The 25389-nt window shown below is 62.8% G+C and carries 21 protein-coding genes; 10 read left to right on the forward strand and 11 right to left on the reverse strand.

Annotation, left to right across the window (positions count from 1 at the left end):
• Positions 1-91 precede the first annotated feature (91 nt).
• The 4 genes from PU133_RS08860 (at position 92) to secD (ending at position 6639) form a co-directional block, all read left to right on the forward strand.
• The gene (locus PU133_RS08860; protein ID WP_404864331.1) at positions 92-2602 is read left to right on the forward strand and encodes an FAD-dependent oxidoreductase; all 2511 of its coding nucleotides are present in this window, start codon (positions 92-94) and stop codon (positions 2600-2602) included.
• Positions 2603-2686: 84 nt separating this feature from the next.
• A complete protein-coding gene (locus PU133_RS08865) occupies positions 2687-3583 on the forward strand; it encodes a DUF1194 domain-containing protein (RefSeq protein ID WP_404864332.1) in 897 nt (298 codons plus the stop codon).
• Between the two features lie 73 nt (positions 3584-3656).
• A complete protein-coding gene (locus PU133_RS08870; protein WP_404864333.1) occupies positions 3657-4058 on the forward strand; it encodes a hypothetical protein in 402 nt (133 codons plus the stop codon).
• Between the two features lie 73 nt (positions 4059-4131).
• Positions 4132-6639: a protein translocase subunit SecD gene (gene secD, locus PU133_RS08875; RefSeq protein ID WP_404864334.1), complete on the forward strand. Its 2508-nt coding sequence runs from the start codon at positions 4132-4134 to the stop codon at positions 6637-6639.
• A gap of 49 nt (positions 6640-6688) precedes the next feature.
• Here secD and PU133_RS08880 read toward each other — a convergent pair whose 3' ends face one another.
• Together PU133_RS08880 and PU133_RS08885 are read right to left on the reverse strand one after the other, a co-directional pair.
• Complete coding sequence (locus PU133_RS08880) at positions 6689-7693, reverse strand: GlxA family transcriptional regulator (RefSeq protein ID WP_126009688.1); 1005 nt, start codon at positions 7691-7693, stop codon at positions 6689-6691.
• Positions 7694-7840: 147 nt separating this feature from the next.
• Positions 7841-8044, reverse strand: coding sequence for a hypothetical protein (locus PU133_RS08885; RefSeq protein ID WP_404864335.1), 204 nt, complete (start codon positions 8042-8044; stop codon positions 7841-7843).
• Between the two features lie 119 nt (positions 8045-8163).
• Here PU133_RS08885 and PU133_RS08890 point away from each other — a divergent pair, with 119 nt between their 5' ends.
• A complete protein-coding gene (locus tag PU133_RS08890) occupies positions 8164-9057 on the forward strand; it encodes a LysR substrate-binding domain-containing protein (RefSeq protein WP_404864336.1) in 894 nt (297 codons plus the stop codon).
• 6 nt (positions 9058-9063) lie between these two features.
• On the opposite strand, the gene PU133_RS08895 is transcribed toward PU133_RS08890, so the two are convergent.
• The 6 genes from PU133_RS08895 to PU133_RS08920 form a co-directional block, all read right to left on the reverse strand.
• Positions 9064-11085: an ASKHA domain-containing protein gene (locus PU133_RS08895; protein WP_404864488.1), complete on the reverse strand. Its 2022-nt coding sequence runs from the start codon at positions 11083-11085 to the stop codon at positions 9064-9066.
• A 35-nt stretch (positions 11086-11120) separates the two neighbouring features.
• Positions 11121-11492, reverse strand: coding sequence for a hypothetical protein (locus PU133_RS08900; RefSeq protein ID WP_404864337.1), 372 nt, complete (start codon positions 11490-11492; stop codon positions 11121-11123).
• Between the two features lie 79 nt (positions 11493-11571).
• Positions 11572-12528, reverse strand: coding sequence for a methyltetrahydrofolate cobalamin methyltransferase (locus PU133_RS08905; RefSeq protein WP_404864338.1), 957 nt, complete (start codon positions 12526-12528; stop codon positions 11572-11574).
• A 49-nt stretch (positions 12529-12577) separates the two neighbouring features.
• Positions 12578-13483 carry a methylenetetrahydrofolate reductase gene (locus PU133_RS08910; protein WP_404864339.1) on the reverse strand — a complete coding sequence of 302 codons (906 nt, stop codon included), beginning with the start codon at positions 13481-13483 and terminating at the stop codon, positions 12578-12580.
• Positions 13484-13523: 40 nt separating this feature from the next.
• Entirely contained in the window at positions 13524-13835 is a 312-nt protein-coding gene (locus PU133_RS08915; protein ID WP_404864340.1) for a virulence factor, read from the reverse strand.
• Positions 13836-13908: 73 nt separating this feature from the next.
• Positions 13909-14532: a DUF1638 domain-containing protein gene (locus PU133_RS08920; protein ID WP_404864341.1), complete on the reverse strand. Its 624-nt coding sequence runs from the start codon at positions 14530-14532 to the stop codon at positions 13909-13911.
• A 70-nt stretch (positions 14533-14602) separates the two neighbouring features.
• Between PU133_RS08920 and PU133_RS08925 the strand changes: the two genes are divergently transcribed.
• Complete coding sequence (locus tag PU133_RS08925; protein ID WP_126009703.1) at positions 14603-14764, forward strand: entericidin; 162 nt, start codon at positions 14603-14605, stop codon at positions 14762-14764.
• A 94-nt stretch (positions 14765-14858) separates the two neighbouring features.
• Here the strand turns inward: PU133_RS08925 and PU133_RS08930 are convergent, their stop codons facing one another.
• Positions 14859-15557, reverse strand: coding sequence for a B12-binding domain-containing protein (locus PU133_RS08930; RefSeq protein ID WP_126009705.1), 699 nt, complete (start codon positions 15555-15557; stop codon positions 14859-14861).
• 306 nt (positions 15558-15863) lie between these two features.
• Between PU133_RS08930 and PU133_RS08935 the strand changes: the two genes are divergently transcribed.
• Positions 15864-17435, forward strand: coding sequence for a trimethylamine methyltransferase family protein (locus PU133_RS08935; protein ID WP_404864489.1), 1572 nt, complete (start codon positions 15864-15866; stop codon positions 17433-17435).
• A 284-nt stretch (positions 17436-17719) separates the two neighbouring features.
• On the opposite strand, the gene bmt is transcribed toward PU133_RS08935, so the two are convergent.
• Complete coding sequence (gene bmt, locus PU133_RS08940) at positions 17720-18739, reverse strand: betaine--homocysteine S-methyltransferase (protein ID WP_404864342.1); 1020 nt, start codon at positions 18737-18739, stop codon at positions 17720-17722.
• Between the two features lie 84 nt (positions 18740-18823).
• Positions 18824-19870, reverse strand: coding sequence for a glycine betaine ABC transporter substrate-binding protein (locus tag PU133_RS08945; RefSeq protein ID WP_404864343.1), 1047 nt, complete (start codon positions 19868-19870; stop codon positions 18824-18826).
• Between the two features lie 179 nt (positions 19871-20049).
• Between PU133_RS08945 and PU133_RS08950 the strand changes: the two genes are divergently transcribed.
• Genes PU133_RS08950 through fdhF form a run of 3 tightly spaced genes read left to right on the forward strand, consistent with a single transcriptional unit; the run spans position 20050 to position 25211 of the window.
• Complete coding sequence (locus PU133_RS08950) at positions 20050-21720, forward strand: NADH-ubiquinone oxidoreductase-F iron-sulfur binding region domain-containing protein (protein WP_404864344.1); 1671 nt, start codon at positions 20050-20052, stop codon at positions 21718-21720.
• Positions 21717-22346 carry a LysE family translocator gene (locus tag PU133_RS08955; RefSeq protein WP_404864345.1) on the forward strand — a complete coding sequence of 210 codons (630 nt, stop codon included), beginning with the start codon at positions 21717-21719 and terminating at the stop codon, positions 22344-22346. The genes PU133_RS08950 and PU133_RS08955 overlap by 4 nt, the downstream gene beginning before the upstream one ends.
• A gap of 24 nt (positions 22347-22370) precedes the next feature.
• A complete protein-coding gene (gene fdhF / locus PU133_RS08960; protein ID WP_404864346.1) occupies positions 22371-25211 on the forward strand; it encodes a formate dehydrogenase subunit alpha in 2841 nt (946 codons plus the stop codon).
• Positions 25212-25389: the final 178 nt, after the last annotated feature.

Below are 25389 nucleotides of genomic sequence, written 5' to 3' on the forward strand. Positions count from 1 at the left end.
TTGCATAGTCGGTCAAACGTGTGGCCCACTCGGACGCACGATCCATCGCCTCAAGGCGTGACGACAATTCGGATATCGGGGTTCAGAATCAATGAAGGACAGAGCGCGCGCGGTGGTCATTGGGGGCGGCGTCGTCGGGGTGTCGACGCTCTACCATCTCGCAAAGAAGGGTTGGGCAGACAGCGTCCTGATCGAGCGCAAGGAGCTGACGTCCGGCTCGACCTGGCATGCGGCGGGCCTGCTGCCGCTCTTCAACATGAGCTATTCGGTCGGCCAGATCCACAAATACTCGGTGAAGTTCTACCAGGAACTTCAGGAGGAAACCGGCATGAATGTCGGCTTCTCCAAAGTGTCCAACATCCGCCTTGCGCGCACCAAGGATCGCTGGGACGAGTTCATGTATTATGCGGGCATTGCCGAGACCATCGGCGTGCCGCTCAACATTCTGACGCCCGAAGAGGTCAAGGAGATCTGGCCGCTTTGCGAGACCGACGGCATCCTGGGCGCGATCCAGCATCCCGATGACGGTTACATCCAGCCGGCCGACCTGACGCAGGCGCTGGCCAAGGGTGCCCGCGACCGAGGCGCCACGATCTATCGAAACACGACGGTGACCGCGATCGAGAACCAGCCGGACGGCAGCTGGCTTGTACGCACCGACAAGGGCGACATCGTCGCCGAGCACGTCGTTTCGGCGACGGGGAACTTCGCACGCAACACCGGTGCCATGGTCGGCCTTAACGTGCCGGTCATTCCCGTCGAGCACCAGTACATCGTGACCGAGCCGCACCCTGCGATCGTCGAGCGGCGCAAGCAGGGGCTTCCCGAAATGGGCGTCCTGCGCGAGAGCGACAGCTCCTGGTACATGCGCGAGGAGAATGGCGGCCTGCTGCTCGGGCCCTACGAGCAGGGCGCGCCGGTCTGCTATGTCGATGGCCCGAGTGCCGACAGCGAATACGAACTCTTCCAGGAAGACCTCGACCGGCTGATGCCGCATATCGAGACGGCGATCACGCGCGTTCCGGCCTTCGGCGAAGTCGGTATCAAGAAGGTCTATAACGGCGCTATCGCCTATACACCGGACGGTTCGCCCATTGTCGGCCCGGCGCCGGGGCTCAAGAATTTCTGGCTTAATGAGGGCCATTCCTTCGGCATCACGGCCGCGGGCGGTGCCGGCTGGCAGCTCGCCGAATGGATCGTCGACGGCGAACCGACCATCGACATGATGGGCGTCGACCCGCGCCGGTTCGGTCCCTATGCGACCGAAGGCTACCTCAAGGAAAAGAACGAGGAAGCCTATGCCAACGTCTTCACCATGCACTATCCCGACGAGGAGCGCGGTGCCGCACGTCCGCTGAAGACGACGCCCGTTTATGACCGGCTGAAGAGCCTCGGCGGGGTCTTCGGGTCCGTCTATGGCTGGGAGCGGGCGAACTGGTTCGCGCCGGAAGGCTATGCGGTGCCTGCCGAAGAGATCGGCGTCGGCGTCGATGTCCTGACCAATCACAATCACGCAGCGCCGCTCGAGGACGGACGGATCGTGGAGCGCTGGTCGTTCCGTCGTTCCAACTATTTCGAGCATGTGGGCAACGAGGTGAAGAACGTCGCCGAGAATGTCGGCGTTCTCGACATGTCGGCTTTTGCAAAGTGCTGGATTTCCGGCCCCGGCGCGGAGGCCTGGCTGAACGCCATCCTCGCCAATGCTGTGCCGAAGAAGATCGGCCGTATCGCGCTTTGCCATCTGTTGACGAAGCACGGTGGCGTTCGTTCCGAATTCACCGTTTATCGCCAGCCGCAGGGCTTCTATCTCGTCTCGGCCGGCGCCTATGAGGCGCACGACCACGACATCCTGATGAAGCTGCTGCCGACAGATGGCTCGGTGCAGATGATGCCGATGACGACCCAGTGGGGCGTGCTGGTCCTTGCCGGTCCGCGCTCGCGCGACGTGCTGCAGAAACTGACCCGTGCCAGCCTTGCCAATGCCGATTTCCCCTGGCTTTCCGGCAAGGCGATCAATGTCGGGGCGGCGACGGCGCATGCGCTCAGGGTCAATTTCGTCGGCGAGCTCGGTTGGGAACTGCATCACCCGATCGAGCAGCAGATCGCGATCTTCGACCGGCTCATGGAGGCGGGCGCCGAATTCGGCATTAAGCCGTTCGGTATCCGCGCGATGACCGCCATGGCGGTGGAGAAATCCTACCGTCTGATCCCGCGGGAATTGTCCATCGAATACAATGCCTACGAGTCCGGGCTCGATCGCTTCATCAAGCCGGAGAAGGGCGATTTCATCGGCCGCGATGCCGTGGTCAAGGCGAAGGATGCCGGCCTCAAATGGACCTTCGTGACGCTTGAGGTGGATGGCGTGACCGATGCCGATGCGCGCGGCAACGAAGCGATCTACCGGGACGGCGAGCTCGTCGGCCGCGCTACCCATGGCGCCTTCGGCTTCCGCATCGGAAAGTCGATTGCGCTCGCCATGGTCAGGCCCGACTGTGCGGCTGAAGGAACCGCTCTTGAAATCAAGATCTTGGGTCGGATTCATCAGGCGCGGGTGATCGCCGAGAGCCCCTATGATGCCGAGAATGTGAAACTGCGGGCCTGAGGATAAGCGGGTTGCACCCTTTGCGGTGACCTCGCCTTCAGGCATGCTTCCGGCATGCGCTTGTCTGTCCAATCACAGAAGGGCATGCCGGGCACAATCAGAGGCTGGTTGTGGGCCCTTCCGCTGACGCTGGGTTTTCACACGTTTGGATCGGGTCTCCCATCGCCTGCACTCGCGCAGGAAGACAACACCGTCGATGTCGAATTGGTTCTCGCCGTCGACGCGTCCTGGTCGATGGATTTCGAAGAGCAGATTATCCAGCGCGATGGCTATGCGAGCGCCTTTCGCTCCGAAGAGGTGATCGAGGCGATCATCTATGGCGGCTACGGCCGCGTCGCTGTGACCTACGTCGAATGGGCCGGCATGGGCTCGCAGGAAATCGTCGTCCCATGGACGCTGATCGACAGCGCCGAAGCCGCCCATGCCTTTGCCGATGCGCTGGAGCGCGGGACACCGCGCCATTTCCGCCGCACGTCCATTTCCGGAGCGATCAGCTTCTCGTCGCAGCTCTTCGACGAGAATGCGTTCGAAGGCCTGCGCAAGGTGATCGATATTTCCGGCGATGGGCCGAACAACCAGGGCGCTCCGGTGACACTTGCCCGTGATCGAGCGGTCGAAGCCGGCATCACCATCAACGGCTTGCCCCTGATGACCAACGCGCCCGGCGAGACGATGGGCTATGCGATCGACAATCTCGATGGCTATTTCGCCGACTGTGTCATCGGCGGAGGCGGTGCCTTCGTCATCCCGGTGACCTCCTGGCAGGAATTTCCGCAGGCGGTGCGGCGCAAGCTGGTGCTGGAACTCGCTGGAGCGATGCCCGGCGATCCGATTGATCCCGTTGGGTTCACGAACCTGCGGCAGGCGAGGGATGTCCCGCCTGTCATTTCTGCCCAGGCGTCCAATCCGGCCAGCGACGTCGATTGCCTGATCGGGGAGCGGATCTGGAATGATCGCAGGCAGATATGGAGCGTGCCCTGAGTGAGGTGCTTCCTTGGCAGCGGGCTCGCGAAGCGCTATGTGATGCGTGTTCCGACGAAGCGCGACGTTTGAAATGAACGAGACTCCTCGCAAGCAGGGCTGGACGACTGCCGTCGGTGCGTTTTTCGCAGCGACGCTTGCGCTCGCCTTCTCGCTGCTTGCGGTCGAGCAGTCGCGTATCGATCCGCTGCCCCGCCTCGCAGCCATCGGCTCCGAGGCAGCGCCGGGAACACCCTTTGAATTCGATCCGCTGCTCGCCACGTCGCATTACGCGATCCAGCCGCGCAGCAACGACCATGGCAAGGACGGCTCTCCGCCCGACCTTGCATCGGCCACGCTGCCCGATCAGCACTCTGACATTTTCCACCATGCGGTCGGCGCAGCAATGCTTGCGTCGGTCCACCGTCCCCGACTTGCGTCTCACGCCGATGCGCGGGCGCCGCCTGCCACGATCCTGACCTCCGCCACCCTTTGACGGAATTGCACCGAACGATCTCGCTGCGGGCTACTTGCCCTGCGGCGATGACGGTGCATGCAAGGATCCATCCATGCGTACGCCCAAATGGCAACTCGCCATCTATTCCCTGATCATCATCTGCGGGTTGATCGCCGCGCTTCCCAATTTCGTGCCGCCGAACAAGCTCGGCATGCTTCCCAACTGGCTGCAGAACCAGCACGTCACGCTCGGCCTCGACCTGCAGGGCGGATCGCATCTCGTTCTGGAAGTTGATGCGCCGGCATTGAAACACGACCGCCTGACCTGGCTTCAGGACGAAACGCGCCGCCTGCTGCGCCAGGAACAGATCTCCGGCATAACGCCCCGCCTGCAGGGTGATGCTGTCGTGATCGAAACACCGGATGCCGAAATGGCCGGCCGGGTCGAAGCCCTCGTCTCGGGCCTCGCCACTCCTGTCCAGACAGGCGGCTTCACGCCGACGAACGACATCCTCGTCGCCCGCGACGGAACGCAGCTTACCTTGACACTCAGCCAGGCTGGTCTTGACGATCGCATCAACCAGGCGATCGACCAGAGCCTCGAGATCGTGCGCCAGCGCGTCGACCAGGTGGGCGTCGCCGAGCCGACAATCCAGCGCGTCGGCAGTGACCGCATCATGGTCCAGTTGCCCGGTCTTCAGGACCCGACGCGGTTGCGCGAACTGCTCGGCTCGACCGCGCAGATGTCCTTCCACATGGTCGCTGGTTCGCAGAGCGGCCCGGGCATCAGCACGCTTCAGGATGAGGAGGGCAACTCCTATCCGATCGAAGACAGCGTGGCGCTCAGCGGCGAACGGCTCGTCGATGCGCGCGCCGGCTTCGACCAGCGGACGCATGAACCGCTCGTCTCGTTCCGCTTCGACAGCGTCGGCACGCAACGCTTTGCGGAGATCACCCAGAAGAATGTCGGCCGGCCCTTCGCCATCGTTCTTGACGGCAAGGTGCTGAGCGCTCCGGTCATCCGCGAGCCGATCACCGGCGGCTCCGGCCAGATCAGCGGTTCCTTCACGGTGGAAGACACGGTCGTGCTTTCCGCACTGCTGAGGGCCGGCGCGCTGCCCGCACCGCTGACCGTCATCGAAGAACGCACCGTCGGGCCAGACCTCGGGGCGGATGTCATTCGCACGGGGATCATTAGCGGCATCGCAGGCTTCGTGCTGGTCGTCGGCCTCATGGTGGGGCTCTATGGCGGCTGGGGCCTGATTGCGAGCGGCGCACTCCTGCTCAACGTCATCCTCACGCTCGGCGCTCTCGGCTTCCTCGGCGCGACGCTGACGTTGCCTGGCCTCGCCGGCATCATCCTCGGCATCGGCATCGCGGTCGATGCGAACATCCTGATCAACGAACGCATCAAGGAGGAGGCCGCGCGCGGCAAAAGCGCTTTCGCGGCGCTCGACCAGGGCTTCAACCGGGCCTATTCGACCATCGTCGACGCCAATGTGACATCGCTGATCGCGACACTGCTCCTGTTCATGTTCGGAACGGGGCCGGTGCGCGGCTTTGCGGTCACGATGCTGATCGGGATCGTGCTGTCCATGTTCACGGCGGTCGCCGTCGTGCGCATCGCCATGACGGAGGTGGTTCGCCGGCGCAAGTTGAAGACGCTGACGATCCGCTCGCCATTCCGGTTCAAGGCGCGCGAGACGCATTTCCGCTTCATGAAGGCACGCTATCTCGGCATCGGCATGTCGATCTTCCTGTCGATCGCCTCGATCGTGCTCTTCATGAAGCCCGGCCTGAACTACGGCATCGACTTCACGGGCGGAATCCAGGCGGAGGTCTCGACCTCGCAGTCGACGGATCTTGCGGCTCTGCGGTCGGGCCTCGGCGAGCTCGGACTGGGTGAGGTTTCTCTCCAGACGGTTGGTGACGGCCAATCGGTGCTTGTGCGCCTGCCGCGGCAGGAAGGCGGGGAGGCGGCGCAGACGTCTGCCATCAACCAGGTACGCACCAAGATGGCCGAGCTCGATCCGGGCTCGAGCGTCGATCGGACCGAAGTCGTCGGGCCGAAGGTGAGCGGCGAGCTTGCCCGCAACGGCGTGATTGCCGTCGTGCTCGCGAGCCTAGCCATGCTCGTGTACATCTGGTGGCGGTTCGAATGGTACTTCGCCGTCGGTGCGATCGCGACGCTGGTGTTGGATACGACGAAGACCGTCGGCTTCTTCGCGCTGACGGGGCTCGACTTCAACTTGACGGCGATTGCCGCGCTTTTGACGATCATCGGCTATTCGGTGAACGACAAGGTGGTGGTCTATGACCGGATGCGCGAGAACCTCAGGCTCTACAAGAAGATGCCGCTGCGCGACGTGATCGACATGTCGATCAACCAGGTGCTGCTGCGATGCGTGTTCACCTCGCTGACCACATTCCTGGCGATCCTTCCGCTGGCGATCTGGGGCGGCAACTCGGTCGCAAACTTCGCGATCCCGATGGTGTTCGGCGTGGTGGTGGCCACCACATCGTCAATCTTCATCGCAGCGCCGATCCTGCTCTTGCTGGGTGACTGGGCAGGCAGGCGTCGTGCGCGACAGGTGGATGCGCTGCCGCTGCCTGCGGAGTAGGCTTCAATGAGTATCGGGCGGTGCGACGATCGCGCCGCCCGATGTCCCGTCAGGCTGCGTTCAGGAGCAGCTTGCGATCCGCACGCTCCTGCTGGGGCGAGCGGCCATAGAGTTCGCGGTAGCATTTGGAGAAATGCGAGGCCGACACGAACCCGCATGCGACGGCCACTTCCACGACCGGCATGGTGGACTGGACGAGCAGGTGGCGGGCGCGGTCGAGCCGGATTTCCAGGTAATAGCGGGCAGGCGAGCGCCCCATTTCATGACGGAACAACCGCTCGATCTGGCGCCGCGACAGGCCGGCATAGCGCGCGATCTCGATCAGCGACAGCGGCTCGGAGAGGTTCGCTTCCATCAGTTCGATGATGGAGAGGATCTTGGAGTTCTGGACGCCGAGGCGTGCCCGAAGCGGCAGCCGCTGGCGATCGTGTGGAGAGCGCACCCGATCGGTCAGCGCCTGCTCGCAGATGCGATTGACGAGCGTATCGTCGTGATCCTCGCCGATCAGGTTGATCATCATGTCGAGCGCGGCGGTGCCGCCCGCGCAGGTGTAGAGGTTGGAATCGACCTCGTAGAGATCGGCGTAGACATCGGCCTTCGGGAACGCCTCGGCAAAGCCAGGCAGGTTTTCCCAATGGATGGCGCAGCGCTTGCCGGAAAGCAGGCCGGCACTCGCCAGCACATGGGCGCCGGTGCAGAGACCGCCGACGGCGATGCCGCGGTGATATTCCTCGCGCAGCCAGGCATTGACCGTCTTGTTGTTGAATTTTTCTACGTTCACGCCCGCACACACGAACACCATGGATGGCTTCATCTCGCCGGTCATGTGGCGCCGCTCATCGGCGAGCGACGTGTTGACGGCAACCTCGACGCCGTTCGAGGCACAGACCGGCTGGCCCTCCGTGGAGGCGAGGCGCCAGCGGTAGCATTCGTAACCGAGCATGCGGTTTGCGATTCTGAGCGGCTCGATCGCGGTGGAGAAGGCCAGCATGGAGAAATCGGGAACGAGAAAGAAGACGATGGACCGCTTGATGCGGCTCTGTGTGCTGGCCATGACGGCAATCCAGTGGGGCCGACGGCCTCGGCTCGCCAGCCGACGACGCATCAGGCGTTGCGCCGCAGAATTTGGCATAGCACCCCATGGCTGTGAAGCGGGCGCACCTCGAAATTTAGGTGCGCCCTAAACGGCGGTTCGATCATGTCAGTCGAAGTGCCGCGTCGGCCAACCGATGTCCTTGCGCACTTCCGGCGGCAGACGGGAAATCTCCACCTCTGTCAGGTGCCGCATCCACGCCTTTCGCGCTCGCTCTCGCTTGTCGGCCCACCGGCGTCCGATGTCGGCAAAGATGGATGAAATCCAGGCGGAGACGCCGCCAAGGGCGTCGTTTTGATGATGATAGGCCATTTTTGGGTTCCTTTCGGGTTCAATATTCGAAAGGTCGCGACCCTTGATGTTGACTATGATCGTGGCTTGGAGTTCAATCAATCGAAATGAAGTGATCTCTATGTGAAGAGAAATTGATCATGAACGCTCCGCTGAATCATCCACTGCCAACTCTTGAGCTCGATGTTCTGCGTACCTTCGTTGCAATTGCGGAGACAAAGAGCTTCTCGGCGGCGGCCAATGCCGTCTTCCGGACCCCGTCAGCGGTTTCCATGCAGATCAAGAAGCTGGAAGAGACGCTGAAGCGGCCGGTGTTCATTCGCGATGCACGCAATGTCACGCTGACCGGCGATGGTGAGATCCTGCTCAGCTATGCGCGGCAGTTGCTGGCGATCAACCGTGAGGCGGTGTCCAAGTTTATCACGCCGGATATCTCAGGCGTCGTGCGTCTGGGCTCGCCGGATGATTACGGCGAGCGGGTCTTGCCCCATGTGCTGAAGCGTTTTGCCGAAACCCATCCGGCAATCGCCGTCGATGTCGTGATCGACCAGAGCGTCAATCTGCAGAAGCGGCTCGACGACGGGACGCTCGACCTGACGCTGATGACCTGCTCGAGCGTGCAGACGCCTGCTGGCTCTGAGGTGCTGCTTACCGAAAACATCGTGTGGGCCGGTGCGCGCGGGGGCTCGGCCCATCTGCGCGATCCGCTGCCCGTTTCGATGTGGGAAGAGGGGTGCGCCTGGCGCCTGCGTGCGCTCGATGCGCTGAGCCGCGAGGGCCGCAAGTACCGGATCGCCTATATGAGTTCGCACACCGCCGGCCAACGCTCCGCGATTCTCGCCGATCTGGCGATCGCGCCGCTGCCCAAATCCTTCGTTGCCGACGATCTGGTCTGTCTGAGTGCCAAGGACGGGCTGCCGGAGCTCGGCACCTACAACATCATCATGGTCGTCGCGCCAAACGCATCCGCCCCGGTTCTCGCCGCAGCCGACCATCTGCGGGCAACGCTGGCGACGCTGAACGAGAAGCTTTGAGACGCGTCACCCCCGCGCGCGTCGTCCGCCCGCTCTGCCGCCGCGGCGGCGGGTTGCACCGTCGTCGCCATCCGCATCACCGAGCGTCTTGCGTGGCGGCATCGTCACGGCGGCGCTGAGTTTGGGGAAGCGATCGATCTTGTTCGGCAAGGCCATGGCGGCGACGAAATGGTCTTGGAACTTAGGCTCGAGCGCGGTCTCGATCTTCTCGATCTCCGTGACGGTCCGCTCGATCTCGCGGCGATGGTCGCGGTTGAGCAGGGCCATGCGAGCACCGGTACCGGCAGCATTGCCGACGGCCTTCACCTTGTCCAGATCGCAATCCGGCACGAGGCCGAGCACCATGGCGTATTTCGGATCGATGAACGAGCCGAACGCGCCGGCAAGCCCGATGCGGTCGACCTCGGTGATGGCGAGCTTGTCCATCAAGAGCTTTACGCCAGCATAGAGTGCAGCCTTGGCTAGCTGGATCGCGCGCACGTCGGTCTGGGTGATCATAAGCCGCGGTTCGGCCTCCTGGATCACGTAGGAGAAGGTTCGGCCGTTTTCGACGATGCGCGGGCTTTTCGCGGCGAGCGCGCCGTCGATCACGCCGTCTTCGGAGATGATGCCCGCGAGATACATCTCGGCGATGACTTCGATGATGCCGGAGCCGCAAACGCCGGTGATCTTCTTGTCGCCGGCTGCTTCGGCGAACGCCGGCTCATTGGACCATGCGTCGATGCCGATGACGCGGAAGCGCGGCTCGAGAGTTTCCGGATCGATGCGTACGCGCTCGATCGCGCCGGGAGCTGCGCGCTGGCCGCAGGAGATTTCCGCGCCTTCGAAGGCGGGGCCGGTGGGCGAGGACGCGGCCACGACCCGTGCCGACGATCCAAGCACGATTTCCGCATTGGTGCCGATGTCGACGAGCAGCATCGTCTCGTCCTGGCGATGCGGGCCTTCGGTCAGCGTGGCGGCCGCTGCATCCGCGCCGACATGGCCCGCAATGCAGGGCAGCACGTAGACGCGCGTTCCAGCATTCATCGGCAGGTCGATTTCCGAGGCCTTGAGCGATACCGCGCCGGAAACGGCCAGCGCAAACGGCGCGCCGCCGAGCTCGGTCGGGTCGATGCCGAGGAAAAGGTGATGCATGATCGGGTTGCCGACGAAGACCGCGTCCAGGATGTCGGACCGCTCGATGCCGCCATCGGCGCAGACCTTGTCGATGAGCTCGTTCAGCGCCTGGCGAACGGCCGTGGTCATCGCTTCCCGGCCGTCCGGGTTCATCATGACGTAGGAGACACGGCTCATCAGATCTTCGCCGAAGCGGATCTGCGGGTTCGACGCGCCTGCCGACGCAACCGTGCGGCCCGAAAGCAACGAGGAGAGGTGCATCGCGATCGTCGTCGAACCGATGTCGCAGGCAATGCCGTAGGCTTCGTTCTTGAGGCCCGGATAGATGGCGATGATGCGCGGTCGATCGGTGGGCTGGTCACGGTGGATCGCAGCCGTGACGGTCCAGTTGCCTTCACGCAGGGTCTTCTGGACGGTTGCGAGCAGATGAGTGTCGACGTCAGGATCCTTGACCCCCCAGTCGCGCTCCAGTGCGACCTTCAACCTGTCGAGGTCGCCGAGCGGCTTGTGCATGTCCGGCTCTTCGACCTCGACATAGCACATGTGGATCGCCGGATTGCGCTCGATGACGCGACCGTCGGAATCCTTGCGAACGACCTGGGCATTGATAGCGACGTCCTGCGGAACGTCGACCACCAGATCGCCCTGGATCGTCGCGGAGCAGGAGAGGCGGCGGCCTTCCTTGAGGTCACGCTTCTCGGCGTAGCGCTCTTCCTTCGGCGAAAACGCGGAGATGTTATCGACGGAGGAGGTGATGCCGTGCTTGGCAAACCGGCCTTCCTGGACCTCCACCTGGCATCGGCCGCAAATGCCGCGACCGCCGCACACGCTCTCGACATAGACGCCGAGTTCGCGCGCGGCCTCCAGCACCGGCGTGCCGGGCGCAAAGCGCCCGCGACGGCCGGATGGCATGAAGAGAACAAGGTGGTCGGGCTTTGCGTGTGCGTTCACGATTTCCTGCTCAGTCTCCGCGCGTTGGAGGTGACGCGCTTGGCGTAGGGTCGAAGCGATGCGGCAAACACCAGCTGCGGATCGAACTGGCGCGGCGTCATGCCCGAAAGGGGCGCCATCGCGGCATCCGTCATCTGCTTGGCGATCGACAGGTTCATCGCCGCAATGCTTTCAAAGCCGGCGAGCACCTTTTCGTTGACCATCATGGAGTTTTCACGGTCGCCCTTGGCCGTGGGCGACAGCACGTTCAGCCACATGCCCGTCATGCGCGACGCGATGACGAACGGTGCGGTGAACGCAAGTGTGGCGAGATCGGCGTGGGCACCGACCGGAACTGCTGGTGTCTTGCGTGAACGAGAACGCGTCATCGGGGAGGGGTCCTGTTTCCTTGGCACATCGACAATGGCCGAAAGCGGTTAAAGCTCCTCCCAGAGCAAAAGAAGAGTATCAGCTTCCCATGCGGGCTGCACGGCCACCACGGCGCCGGCCGCCGGCCGAAGCCGCAACCGTGTTGCCGGCAGACGTTGCATCCGCCGCAGCCGACGGCGTGTGGTCCCGATACTTCATGATCCAGTTGTAGCAATTGGCATCGGTGGAATTCAAAACATTGGCGGCGCGCACCATTTCCATCTCCTGCGGACGGCAGGGGTTCATGATGGCCGAGGTCATGCCGGACGCGATCACCATGGGAATGAAGGCGGCGTTGATGCCGTGACGGTGCGGCAGGCCGAAGGATACGTTGGACAGGCCGCAGGTCGTGTTGACGCCAAGCTCTTCGCGCAGCCGCCGAACGAGCTTGAAGACCTGGAGGCCCGCTGTGCCCATCGCGCCGATCGGCATGACCAGCGGGTCGACGACGATGTCATGCGCCTTGATGCCGTAATCGGCCGCGCGCTCGACGATTTTCTTGGCGACGGCGAAACGCACGTCCGGATCTTCCGAGATGCCTGTTTCGTCGTTGGAAATGGCGACGACCGGGACGTCGTATTTCTTGATCAGCGGCAGGATCGCTTCGAGCTTCTCGTCTTCGCCCGTCACGGAATTGACGAGGGGACGGCCCTTGGCGACCTTGAGACCGGCTTCGATGGCGGCAGTGACGGAGCTGTCGATCGATAGCGGGACGTCCACCAGATCCTGGACGATCTGCAGGGTGTGCACCAGCAGGTCCGGCTCGGTCGCGTTGGGATCGACCGCGGTGACGCCGGCATTGATGTCGAGCATCGTGGCGCCGGCCGCGACCTGTTCGAGCGCGTCCTTTATGACCGTCTCGAAATTGCCGGCCACCATCTCGGCCGCGAGCTTCTTGCGGCCGGTCGGGTTGATGCGTTCGCCGATCACGCAGAAGGGTTGGTCGAAGCCCATGATGATCTCACGGGTCGCCGATGCGATGATGGTGCGCGACATGGATGCTCCTCGGTCGGGCCTGTGCCGTCTGATTAGCGAAAGATCGGAATCAACGTTCCGCTGTCAGAGGCATAGAAGGATATAAAGATGTCTTTATATCCCAAGAGCCACGATGTTCAAGCCACTCGGCCGACTTTTTCAGGCCGCCGAAGGGAAAGACGTGAATCTGCTTGATCGCCGAGTGAGGCGTGGCCGCAACATGCCGCTCGATTGGTCCCACGACCGTTTCCGGTGAGTGGCTGGTGGCGAGCGCCGTCAGCGCCAGCGCATTCTTCTTGAGGAACGTCACCGAATTGCCGATGCCGCAAAGGGCGGCATATTTGATCAGCGTCGTGATCTTGGCGGGGCCGGCGACACCGAGATGCACCGGAAGGTCGATGCCTTCCGTGCGCAGGCCTTCGCTCCAGTCGATGAAGCGTTCCGCATCGAAGCCGAACTGGGTGACGATGCGCATGCGCGCGCCAGTTCGCTCAGCGAAGGATTTCTTCAGGCGCAGCGCATGCAGCGCCACTTCCTCGTTGAATTCGGGACTGCCTTCAGGATGGCCCGCGACGCCGAGATCGGTGAAGCCGAAGCGGTCGAAAAGACCAGTTTCGAGAACTTCCATGCTCGATGAAAACTCGCCCGCCTGGCGCTCGAGCCCTCCGCCGATGATGAGCGCATCCCTTACGCCGGCTTCGCGGGACAGGCGCTCGACGCGGTCGGTCAGCGCTGTCCGCGTGGTCAGGCGCCGGCAGGCAAAATGCGGCACCGGCTCGTAGCCGAGACTGCGGACGCGGCTTGCGGCAGCGACCATCTCACCGGTCGCGGTGCCGATGTCGGTGATGTAGACGCGGGTGCCTTGCGGAAAGAGGCCGGGCAGGTCGTCGGATTCGATGGCCTGCTTCGGCGCCACTTCGATCGAGGCGGCGATATGGGTACTTTGATGCTGCTTCAATCCGATGACCGCGTTCATGCTGCTTTCCCTATTCCAGCGGCTGCGGTCGATCGGCTCTTCAAGAAGCCGTATCGCTTTCCGAACCGCCTGCTTTGACGAGAGCGACCAGCCGCTCCCGCGTATATGTATCTTCCAGCTCGGCCGCGGCCTTGTCCGCCTCGGCTTCGAGATCGTCGGAGACGGCCTGCGGGTCGCCCTTGCGCCAATCGGCAAGGTAGTCGTCCGTGCCATGGGCGCCCGAGCGCATCGCACACATGTCGATGGCCTCGGTAAATCTCAGCGAAAGTTCGCGTTTTGCAGCCTTGCGGCCCTTTTTCACGATGACTTGCGCCGGGATGTCGCGCCAGTAGACGACGATGCGGTCGGCCATGCATATGCTCCTTGGAAATGACTGTGATTGGGAATCGGGCGTGCCGCTGGCTGCCCCGCGACGTCGCAATGGATCAAATGCGACGTGACGCAAATTGTGGTGGTGCGCCGGCCGCCAGCACCGCATCGGCAAGCTCGCCATAGCCCGTCAGACGTCGCTCATAGGCAAGCCCAAGCCTGTCGGCAGCCTCTCGGGCTTTCTCGTCGAGCTCGGCGTCGTCGGTCTGTGCGAGATAGACGATCTTCTCGTAATGACCGAAATAGGCGTCGCGCAGCTCCGGGTGGCGATCGAGCCCCAACGGCTCGATGACGAACGCCTTGAATTGCCGAGCCAGGAAATCCGTCAGGAAGAACGAGGTCATATCCTCGTCGCCTCGGGCTTCGAACACGGCATTGCCCAGGAAGAAAGCATAGCAATGGGGGCCTGCGATCCGCGCCAGGCCTTCTTCCGCGAGCACCTTGTCCAATGCGCCACCCGTGCCGCAATCGGCATAGGCCACGAAAATGTGTGTAAAGCCGGCCTTCCGAGCCTTGCCGATGGCATCTTTGACGCCCGGCGCGATCTTCTCCGGATGATTGTGCCAGATGGCTGGAAGGCAGTGGACGTCGAGATGCGTCAGCCCCGATTGCTCGCGGATAACCATAATCTCACGAGCGAGCGCGCCGCACGCAATCAAATGAACCTTTTCGACTTTCATGCGTTTCTGCGTCATTGCTTAACCGACGCGCATCCCTGCCGGGGGCGCCCATTGAGAGTAGGGACAGAAAATGACTTCCAAAACACTCGGCCGCGCAGCCATCCTTCTCGTAGCGATCTTCTCGCTCAGCGCATGTGGCAACACGATTCGCGGCGCCGGTGCAGACATGGCCAACACGGTTGACGCCACGCAGTCTGCTGCTGCCAACGTCGACGCTGCTGCAACCTACTAAGATGACGCGCCGGATCGCTCCGGCCACGCTTGCCAAGGGCCGCTCCACCGTGCGGCCCTTTTTTATTGAGCGTCTCTCAGTCTGACCGGCGATATCAGGCCGACTGAGCCTGGTTGTGGCGGCGCTTCATGTATTCCTTGGCAGTTTCGACAGCCACTGCCGCATCCCGGCAATAAGCGTCAGCGCCGACAGCCTTGCCGAACTCCTCGTTCAGCGGTGCGCCGCCGACGAGAACGACGAAGTCGTCGCGAATGCCCTTTTCCTTCATCGTGTCGATCACGACCTTCATGTAGGGCATCGTGGTCGTCAAAAGCGCCGACATGCCGACGATATCCGGCTGGTGCTCTTCGATCGCCGCGAGATAGTTTTCGACCGGATTGTTGATGCCGAGGTCGATCACGTCGAAGCCCGCACCTTCCATCATCATGCCGACGAGGTTCTTGCCGATGTCGTGGATGTCGCCCTTGACGGTGCCGATGACCATCTTGCCAAGTTTCGGCGCGCCCGTCTCGACGAGCAAGGGGCGGAGAATGAACATGCCCGCCTTCATGGCGTTCGCCGACAACAGCACTTCCGGAACGAACAGGATGCCGTCGCGGAAGTCTTCGCCGACGATTCGCATGCCTTCGACCAGCGCTTCCGTCAGAACCTCGTAAGGCTGCCAGCCGCGATCGAGCAGGATGCGGGTCGCTTCCTCGATTTCTTCCTTGAGACCGTCATAAAGATCGTCGTGCATCTGAAGCACGAGTTCGTCGTCGGCCAGTTCGGAAAGGATGATATCATCTTCGGACATTGCTACAGCCTTGGCCCTTCACCTCGTGAATGCGCGTTGGACGCGCATGGATTGATCGGTACAGATATCGCCGGAAAAGGTCAAAATCCGGTTCCTCAAGAGCGACATGGCGCCGTGCGAAATGCGACGGGGTGTGCCGTTCCTGAATGTCTTCAAAACGCCATTGCTTGGCGCAGTCTGCACATGCAGCACCTGGCCAAGTGGATAGCATCGCGCCAACCGCAGGGCGGACAGTCCGTCATAGCGATACGATAGAGCAAGGGTCTTCCGGTCATGGACCAGTCGAGCGAAGCGCCTCTGGGCGACATGGGCAGCACGGGCGCGGAGGATGCCGCGGCTCCTTCCCGGCGTGGGCGCGGCGAGGGACGCGGTGCTGCGGCCCGACGGGCCATGCGCTCTGGCGGCGGCCCAGGTGCCTCCAGCCCATACATCCAGCGGCGCATCCGCGAATACGAGGTGCTCGACGAGGAAGGGCTCGCGCTCATCGAATCGAACGCCGATATCGTGCTCGAGGAAGTCGGCATCGAGTTTCGCGACGACGCGGAAGCGCTCGCACTCTGGAAGGATGCCGGATGCGACGTCCGCGGCGAGCGGGTGCATTTTCCCAAGGGCCTGTGCCGTGAACTGCTGAAGACGGCGCCCTCCACCTTCACGCAGCATGCCCGCAACGGCGCGCGCTCGGTCCAGATCGGCGGCAAGGCCACCGTTTTCGCACCGGTCTACGGCCCGCCCTTCGTGCGGGATCTCGAAGGTTTGCGCCGCTATGCGACGATCGAGGATTTCCGCAACTTCGTGAAGCTGACCTATATGGCGCCTGCGCTGCACCATTCGGGCGGAACGGTCTGCGAGCCGGTCGATATTCCGGTCAACAAGCGCCATCTGGACATGGTCTACAGCCACATCCGCTATTCCGACAAACCCTTCATGGGATCGGTCACTGCGCCCGAACGGGCTGAAGACACGGTCGAGATGTGCAAGATCCTGTTCGGCGCCGATTTCGTCGATCAGAACTGCGTCGTCATCAATCTGATCAACGCCAACTCGCCGATGGTCTTCGACGAGACGATGCTCGGTGCCGCGAAGGTTTATGCGCGCAACAACCAGGCGACGGTCATTTCGCCCTTCATCCTGGCCGGCGCCATGAGCCCCGTGACCGTTGCCGGTACGCTGACGCAGGTTCTGGCCGAAGTTCTCGCCGGTGCCGCTTTCACGCAGCTGATCAGGCCCGGCGCGCCGGTCGTGTTCGGAACGTTCGCCGCGTCCATCTCGATGCAGTCCGGTGCGCCCACATTCGGAACGCCGGAACCGTCGCTCGTCTCCTACGGTGCGGCCCAGCTGGCGCGCAGGCTCAATCTGCCCTTCCGCACCGGCGGTTCGCTCTGCGGCTCCAAGGTCGCCGATGCGCAGGCTGCGCATGAAAGCGCGAACACTCTCAATACCACGCTTCTGGCCGGCACCAATTTCGTGCTCCACGCCGCCGGCTGGCTCGAAGGCGGGCTCGTCTCGTCCTACGAGAAGTTCATGATCGACATCGACCAGCTCGGCATGATGCAGCGCATGGCCGAAGGCGTCGATCTTTCCGAAAGCGGCCAGGCGATGGATGCCATTCGCGAAGTTGGCCCAGGCAGCCACTATCTCGGCTGCGCGCATACCCAAGCCAATTTCCAGACCGCGTTCTACCGATCGAACCTGGCCGACAACAATTCCTACGAGCAGTGGCTGGCCGAGGGCGAGAAGCGGATCGAAACGCGCGCCAACGCGCTCTGCCGGTCCTGGCTCCAGAACTACCAGGCACCGGAACTCGACGCCGGCATCGACGAGGCGCTGCTCGCCTTCGTCCGCCAGCGGAAGGAATCGATGCCCGATGCCTTCACCTGAAAGGCTCCCGTCGCCAGGGAGCAAGGTGGTCGAGAAACCGTCAGTCATCTGATCCACAAAGCCGTCTGGCGATCCTTGATGCAGGGGTAAACTCAGCGGAAAAAGCTGCATCGGGGCTTCGTCCATTGACGGGGCCAGGATGAGGGATGAGCATTTGCCCGATGGTCGATGGACATCGAGTCTTCTGCCGTTGCATTGGCCGAGGCTCGTCGTGGCACGCAGCACCCCAATCCTCCTCATCTTGAGCCTGTCGAAGGACGAGGAGGCCCGGAAATTCGCGCCACTCAGCCTTTGCGGCGGCCGCCGCGGCGTTCGCGCTGGGGTGTGTCTTCGCCGGTGCCGGCGGTCTTGTTGCGGAACGGGCCGACCTTTTCCACGATTGCTTCCAGGCTCGGCTTCTCGCCCTTCTTGTGGGTGTCGATCGCCTCGCGCATCGCCTTCAAGTGATCGCAGGCCGTGCCGCAGCAGCCGCCGATGATCGTGGCGCCGGCATCGACGGCCAGTCTGGCGTATTCGGCCATCAGTGGCGGCGTACCCGAGTAATAGATTTCCGAGCCGCGGAATTCCGGGATGCCGCAATTGCCTTTGACGATGATCGCGGCGTCGGGCTTGGCGGCTGTCATATCGAGCAGGGACGACAGGATATCGGATGCGCCGACGCCGCAATTTGCACCGACGGCAACGGGCTTTTCGCTGACATCTCCTTCGAGGCCGTGGATGTCCTTGGGGTGGATGCCCATCATCGTCTTGCCGGCCGTGTCGAAGGAGGCCGTGTAGGTGTAGGGCATGCCGACCTTGTTGGCAGCCTCGCAGGCGGCTTTGATTTCGTCGCCCGACGACATGGTCTCGATCCACGCGACATCGGCGCCGCCGGCTTTCAGGCCTTCCATCTGCTCGACGAAGGCTTCCACGGCCGCTTCATAGGACAGCGCGCCAAGCGGGATCAGGAGTTCGCCCGTCGGGCCGACCGAACCGGCGACGATCACCTTGCGCGGAGCCGCATCGGCAATCTCGCGCGCGATCTCGGCGGCACGCTTGTTCAGGTCGAACACCCGGTCCTGGGCGTGGTGCAGCTTGAGACGGTGGCGTGTGCCGCCGAAGGAATTGGTGAGGATGATATCCGAGCCGGCATCGACGAAGTCGCGGTGCAACTTCCGGATCTTCTCCGGCTGGTCCTCGTTCCAAAGCTCGGGCGCGTCGCCGGCTTCCAGGCCCATGGCGAAGAGATTGGTGCCGGTCGCGCCGTCGGCGAGCAGAACGCCTTTTTCAGCGATGAGATCGGCGAGCGGGTTGGCAACGGGCATGGACACATCCTGACGATTTGCGAAAGACATGTAACGATATAAAGATGTCTTTATGTCATTGCAATCGTCAATCTCGGCGCGGTGCTAATCGGCCTCGGCGAGGGATGCATCGATCTTGGCTTTTGCTTCCGGGCCGACCCAATCGGCCCAGATCGCTTCGTTCTCGCGCAAAAAGGCCATCGCCGTCGCCTCGCCGTCCAGATTGTTGTCGGCCATGTAGGCAAGCACGTCGCTCAACACGTCATTGCCGAGCGAGCGCGTGCGCAAATAGCTCAGAGCGCCGTTGCCGCGGCGCATGAACTGGTCGGTGACGACCGTGTAGACCTCAGAACGCGGCCAGGATGTGATGCGCGGTGCCGGGCATTCCGGATCGGTCGTACAGCCATGCCATTCGGCATCGTTGTACGGCGCATCGAAATTCAGCTTCACCATATCGTAGCGCCCGAGTGCCGCCGTGGGCGCCCAGTAATACCCGAGCCAGCCGCGCTGTTCGGCGAAGGCTTCGGCCATCGACGCTTCCAGCGCGTCACCATCTTCGGCCGGCAACAGTTCGAAGCCCTTGTCGGAGGCTTGGTAGGCCTGGAACAAATTGGCCGTCGTGACCTCGCAGCTCCAGCCTTCCGGACAGGTGTGGACCGCACCCATTCCGTCGTTGTCTGGTGAGGGGAAAAGATCGGGGCGTTTCAGCGCATCGGCGACCGTCTTGATGTCCGGCTGGGCCTCGGCGACGTAGGCCGGTATCCACCAGCCTTCGACGCCGCCGTCCGCAAAGGCCGGCGCCATATAATGCAGGTCGCGTGATGCGACCGCCTCGTCGAGCATGTCGCGGGCGGAGTTGATCCAGGTTTCCGGGGAGACGTCGGGTGTGCCATCCTCGACCATCTTGGTCAGCGTCGACAGCGTATCGCCGGGGATCAGGCTGATGTCGCAGCCATAGCCTTCGTTGAGGATGATCGCGTCGAGATGGGCGAAAAACGTTGCGGAGGGCCAGTTGAGGTCTGCGATCGACACCTCACCGCAGACGGCGCTCGGCGGCGCATCACCGGTCGGTTCCCCGTTCTCCTGTGCGTGCGCGGAAAGCGTGGGGCCGAGAAGTGTCGTCAGGGCCAGGGACAGGCGCAGATGTCTCATCGGATCATTTCTTACCCGGGGTCGCGATCGTCGCCATCGAGGTCGCTGAAGGGCATCCTTTCACGAGTGTGTAGCGTACTTTGGCACGGCTCTGTGCCTTTTTCGCGACATTGCTGTTGCGTGAAACGGCCCGACGCATGACAAGTGCCGGTGGAATTGGCGAGGAGTTCGAACTGTCGATGGCTGTTGGTAAAAGGCGCGCGGATGCGCCGAAGGGCAGGGCGCTGGATGATGCGGCACTGTTGGATGTCGAAAATCTGCTCGCCGGACAGACGCTCGTCCGCGATAGGCTGATCGAGTATCTGCATGTCATCCAGGATGCCCATGGATGCCTGCCGGCGTCTCACCTCCAGGCACTCGCCGAGCTGATGCGTCTGTCGCAGGCGGAGGTCTACGAAGTCGCCTCCTTCTACGACCATTTCGACGTGGTGCGCGAAGGGGAGCCGCGACCGGCGCCGCTGACGATCCGCATTTGCGACAGCCTTTCCTGCATGATGGCCGGGGCCGAGACCCTGATCGAGGCGACGAAGCAAGCGGTCGATGGCCGATTCGTCCGCGTCGTGCGCGCGCCGTGCATGGGGCGCTGCGCGAGCGCGCCTGCGGCCCGCATCGGAGACCGGGAGGTCGATCACGCCACCGCAGACGGCCTGAAGGCTATGGCGGACGAGGGCGCGATCGATGCGTTGCAGCCGGATTATATCGGCCTGCATGCCTACCGCGAATTCGGCGGCTACACGCTTCTGGAACGTGTCCGCGCCGGGCAGACGAGCCTCGACGACCTGGTGAAAGAACTGTCCGCTGCCAATCTGCGGGGGCTCGGCGGCGCGGGATTTGCAACCGCCAAGAAGTGGTCGATCGTGAAGGGGTATCCGGGCCCGCGTCTGATGACGATCAATGGAGATGAGGGTGAGCCCGGCACCTTCAAGGATCGGTTCTATCTGGAAAGCGATCCGCATCGCACTTTCGAGGGCGCACTGATCGCTGCGCATGTGGTCGAGGCGGAGCGCATCTATCTTTACATGCGCGACGAATATCCGGCGGTTCTCGCCATCCTGCGCCGCGAGATCGCCGCGCTCGAGGAGGCGGGGATCATCGAGCGCGGTTTCATCGAGCTCAGGCGTGGTGCCGGCGCCTATATCTGCGGCGAAGAAAGCGCGATGCTCGAATCGATCGAGGGCAAGCGCGGCATGCCGCGGCACCGGCCGCCCTATATCGCCGAGAAAGGCCTGTTCGGTCGCCCAACGCTCAACCACAATGTCGAAACGCTCTGGTGGGTGCGCGATATCGTGGAGAAGGGTGGCGAGTGGTTCGCCGCGCAAGGCAAGCCGGATCACCCGGGCCTGCGCTCATGGTCCGTCTCGGGCCGGGTCAAGCATCCCGGCGTCAAGCTTGCACCGGCCGGCATAACCGTGCGCGAACTGATCGACGAGCATTGCGGCGGCATGGCCGAGGGGCACCGTTTCAAGGCCTACCTGCCGGGTGGCGCCTCCGGCGGCATCCTGCCTGCCTCAATGGACGACGTGCCTCTGGATTTCGGTGGCGCACTCGCGAAGCTCGGCGGTTTCGTCGGCAGCCATGCGGTCGTCATCCTGTCCGACCAGGACGACATCAAGGCGGCCACCATCAACCTCCTCGAGTTTTTCAAGCACGAGAGCTGCGGCCAGTGCACGCCATGCCGGTCCGGCACGGAGAAGATGGTGGAGCTCCTTAAGCGTCCCGGCCATCTGGATGAAGAGACGCTGCGCGACCTCGAATCCGTGATGCGCGATGCCTCCATCTGCGGGCTGGGGCAAGCGGCGCCAAACCCGGTGAACCATCTTCTGACGCATTTTCGAGAGGATCTGGGGTGAGCGACGAAGCCTTCAGGATACTCTTCACAGCCTGGGCCGCGCTCGCTGTCGCTATTGCCGCGCCCGGCCCCAACCTTGTTGCCGCCGCCTCCACCGCGCTCGGAAACGGGCGCGCTATCGGCTTCTATACGGCGGTGGGAATTGCGACGGGGTCTTTCCTTTGGTCGCTCGCTTCAGGTTTCGGGTTGTCCGTGGTCTTCGCACTCTACCCACCTTTGCTGCTGGTGCTGAAGATCGGCGGCGGCCTGTATCTTCTTTATCTCGGCGTGCGCGGCTTGTTGGCGGCGTGGCGCAATGTCCCCGGCGCCATTCGGCCTGATGGCAGAGCGCTTTTGCCCGCCGCAGCGTTTCGCCGTGGGCTAACCGTTTGCCTGCTCAACCCGAAATCGGCGCTCTTCTGGGCGTCGATCTCAACATTCGTGCTGTCGTCCGGCGCGTCGAAGGGCGTGATCCTCGGCTTCTGCATCGTGGCGGGGCTCACCTCCGCCAGCATTTACGGCGCTTATGTCTTCGTCTTCTCATCAAAAGCCGTAATGGGCACCTACAAGCGACTGATGCGGTGGTTCGAAGCCGCCTTCGGCGCATTCTTCTGTCTCGTCGGCGGACAACTGCTTCTGTCACGCTGAGATCTTTCGAACGGAGCCTGTCCCATGTCGAAAACAATCCGGTTCATGCTCGACGGCAAGGCGGTTGAAGCTGCCGAGGGCGAGACGATCTGGCAGGTGGCGAAGCGCGAAGGCACGCGCATCCCGCATCTTTGCCATCTGGATAAGGTCGGTTACCGGCCGGACGGCAATTGCCGGGCCTGCATGGTGGAGATCGATGGCGAGCGGACGCTTGCGGCTTCCTGTATCCGAAAGCCGACGGACGACATGGAGGTCAAAACCCAGACGGACAGGGCCGACAAGGCCAGGCGGATGGTGTTCGAGATGCTCGCCTCCGACATGCCTGCGCAAGATGCCGGCCCGGACGACCAGTCATCCTTCTGGCAGTGGGCGGGATCGATGGGCATCTCCGGCTCTGATCGGCTGCGCTCGAAATTCGACCATCAAACGACCGAACTGCTGCACGACGTGTCGAATCCGGCCATCGCGGTCAATCTCGACGCCTGCATTGCCTGCAACGCCTGCGTACGCGCCTGTCGCGAGGTGCAGGTGAACGACGTGATAGGCATGGCCGAACGCGGCAGCCACATGGTTCCTGTCTTCGACATCCACGACCCGATGGGGCTTTCCACCTGCGTCACCTGCGGCGAATGCGTCGAGGCGTGCCCGACGGGCGCGCTTTACGAGAAATCCCTGATGGACGATGACGCTCGGACACGGACCGTCGAGCAGTTCGATAGGGTTGTGGATTCCGTCTGCCCGTTCTGCGGCGTCGGCTGCCAGACGACGGTGCGCGTCAAGGACGACGTGATCGTTCAGGTCGACGGTCGTGACGGGCCAGCCAATGAAAACCGGCTTTGCGTCAAAGGCCGTTTCGGTTTCGATTATGTGCGTTCACCGGACCGTCTGACGAAGCCGCTGGTCCGCCGCGACGATGCGCCGAAGCGTGGCGACATCAACCTGAAGGGCGCCGACCCGCTGACGGTCTTCCGCGAGGCGACGTGGGAGGAGGCGCTCGAGCGCGCTTCTAGCGGGCTTACAAAAATCCGCGATGCGCGCGGCGGTCAGGCCATCGCCGGCTTCGGCTCGGCCAAGGGCTCGAACGAGGAAGCCTATCTCTTCCAGAAATTTATCCGGCAGGGCTTCGGCACCAACAATGTCGATCACTGCACGCGGCTTTGCCACGCGTCTTCGGTTGCCGCGCTCATGGAAGGCGTCGGATCGGGTGCGGTCTCGGCGCCGTTCAACGATGCGCTGAAAGCGGATTGCATCATCGTCATCGGCGCGCGCCCGACCACGAACCACCCCGTGGCCGCGACTTATTTCAAGCAGGCCGCGAAACAGGGCCGCAAGCTCGTCGTCATCGATCCGCGCAAGCAGGACTTGATGCGCCATGCGAGCCATTCGCTGGTCTTCAAGCCCGGCACGGACGTCGCGCTTCTCAACGCGATGCTCAATGTCATCATCACCGAGCGGCTCTATGACGAGCAATATATCCAGGCCAATGTCAGCGGCTTCGAAGCGCTGAAGGAGAAGGTGAAGGACTTCACGCCAGAAGCGATGGAGCCCGTCTGCGCGGTGCCGGCGACGACCATTCGCGACGTGGCGCGGCTTTATGCCAAGTCGGAACGCTCGATCATCTTCTGGGGGATGGGCATCTCGCAGCACACGCACGGCACCGACAACTCGCGCTGCCTGATCGCGATGGCGCTGATCACCGGCCAGATCGGCCGTCCAGGAACCGGGCTGCATCCGCTGCGCGGCCAGAACAATGTGCAGGGCGCCTCCGACGCGGGCCTCATCCCGATGGTCTATCCGGACTACCGCTCGGTGGAAGATGCCGATATCCGGGCCGAATTCGAGGATCTATACGGCCGGCCGCTCGATGCCAAGCGCGGCTTGACCGTCGTCGAGATCATGGACGCCATCCATGACGGCGAAATCAGCGGCATGTATGTGATGGGTGAAAACCCGGCCATGTCGGACCCGGATCAGATCCATGCCCGCGCGGCACTCGCCAGGCTCGATCATCTCGTCGTGCAGGACATTTTCCTCACTGAAACCGCCTGGCACGCCGATGTCGTCCTGCCGGCCTCCGCCCATGCCGAGAAGCTCGGCACCTACACCAACACGAACCGGCAGGTTCAACTTGGCCGGCCGGCCATCTCTTTGCCGGGCGACGCGCGGCAGGATTGGGAGATCATCCAGGATTTCGCCAGGGCGTGCGGTCTCGACTGGCATTACGGCCATGTCTCGGAGGTGTATACCGAGATGGCTTCCGTCATGCCGTCGCTCAAGAACATCAGCTGGGATCGTGTCGAACGCGAAGGCTCCGTGACCTATCCGGCCGACGGTCCGGATGTCCCGGGCAACGAGATCATCTTCAGCAACGGTTTCCCGACGAAGGATCGCCGCGGCAAGATCGTGCCGGCCGATCTTTTGCCGCCGGACGAAGTTCCAGACGAGGACTATCCTCTCGTGCTGACCACTGGGCGGCTGCTTGAACACTGGCACACCGGTGCCATGACGCGGCGCGCCGGCGTGCTCGATGCGATCGAGCCGGAAGGCATCGCCTCGATGCACCCGCGCGAAATCGAGCGGCGCGGTATGCGACAGGGCATGATGGTGAAGGTGGAGACGCGTCGGGGAACGGTTGAAGCGCTTCTTCGCGCCGATCGGGAAGTCGCAGATGGTATGATCTTCATGCCGTTCTGCTTCAACGAAAGTCCGGCCAACGTTTTGACGAATCCGCAGTTGGATCCGTTCGGCAAAATTCCGGAGTTCAAATATTGTGCCGCGCGCATAGGCCTTGCGGATACTGAAACAGCGGCTCTTGGCGAGAATCGAGGCAGTTCGTCGTTAACGAAAGAATTGCCCAATTCATAATCGCTTAATCTCTAAATAACCCTCCGGTAACGATATCCGCGTAAGACTTCACGTGCGGGGGATAAACGCCGCCGAAGCTCCGGAAAAGGTCTCGCGTCCCGGAGCGGCCCGCCCTTTAGCGCCTCCAGTTACAAAAACAGCCGCGCCTGCATGAAGCAGGCGCGGCTGTTTTTGTTTG

Origin of the sequence: Georhizobium sp. MAB10 (genome assembly GCF_045012825.1) — a bacterium.
Lineage (GTDB): Bacteria > Pseudomonadota > Alphaproteobacteria > Rhizobiales > Rhizobiaceae > Georhizobium > Georhizobium profundi.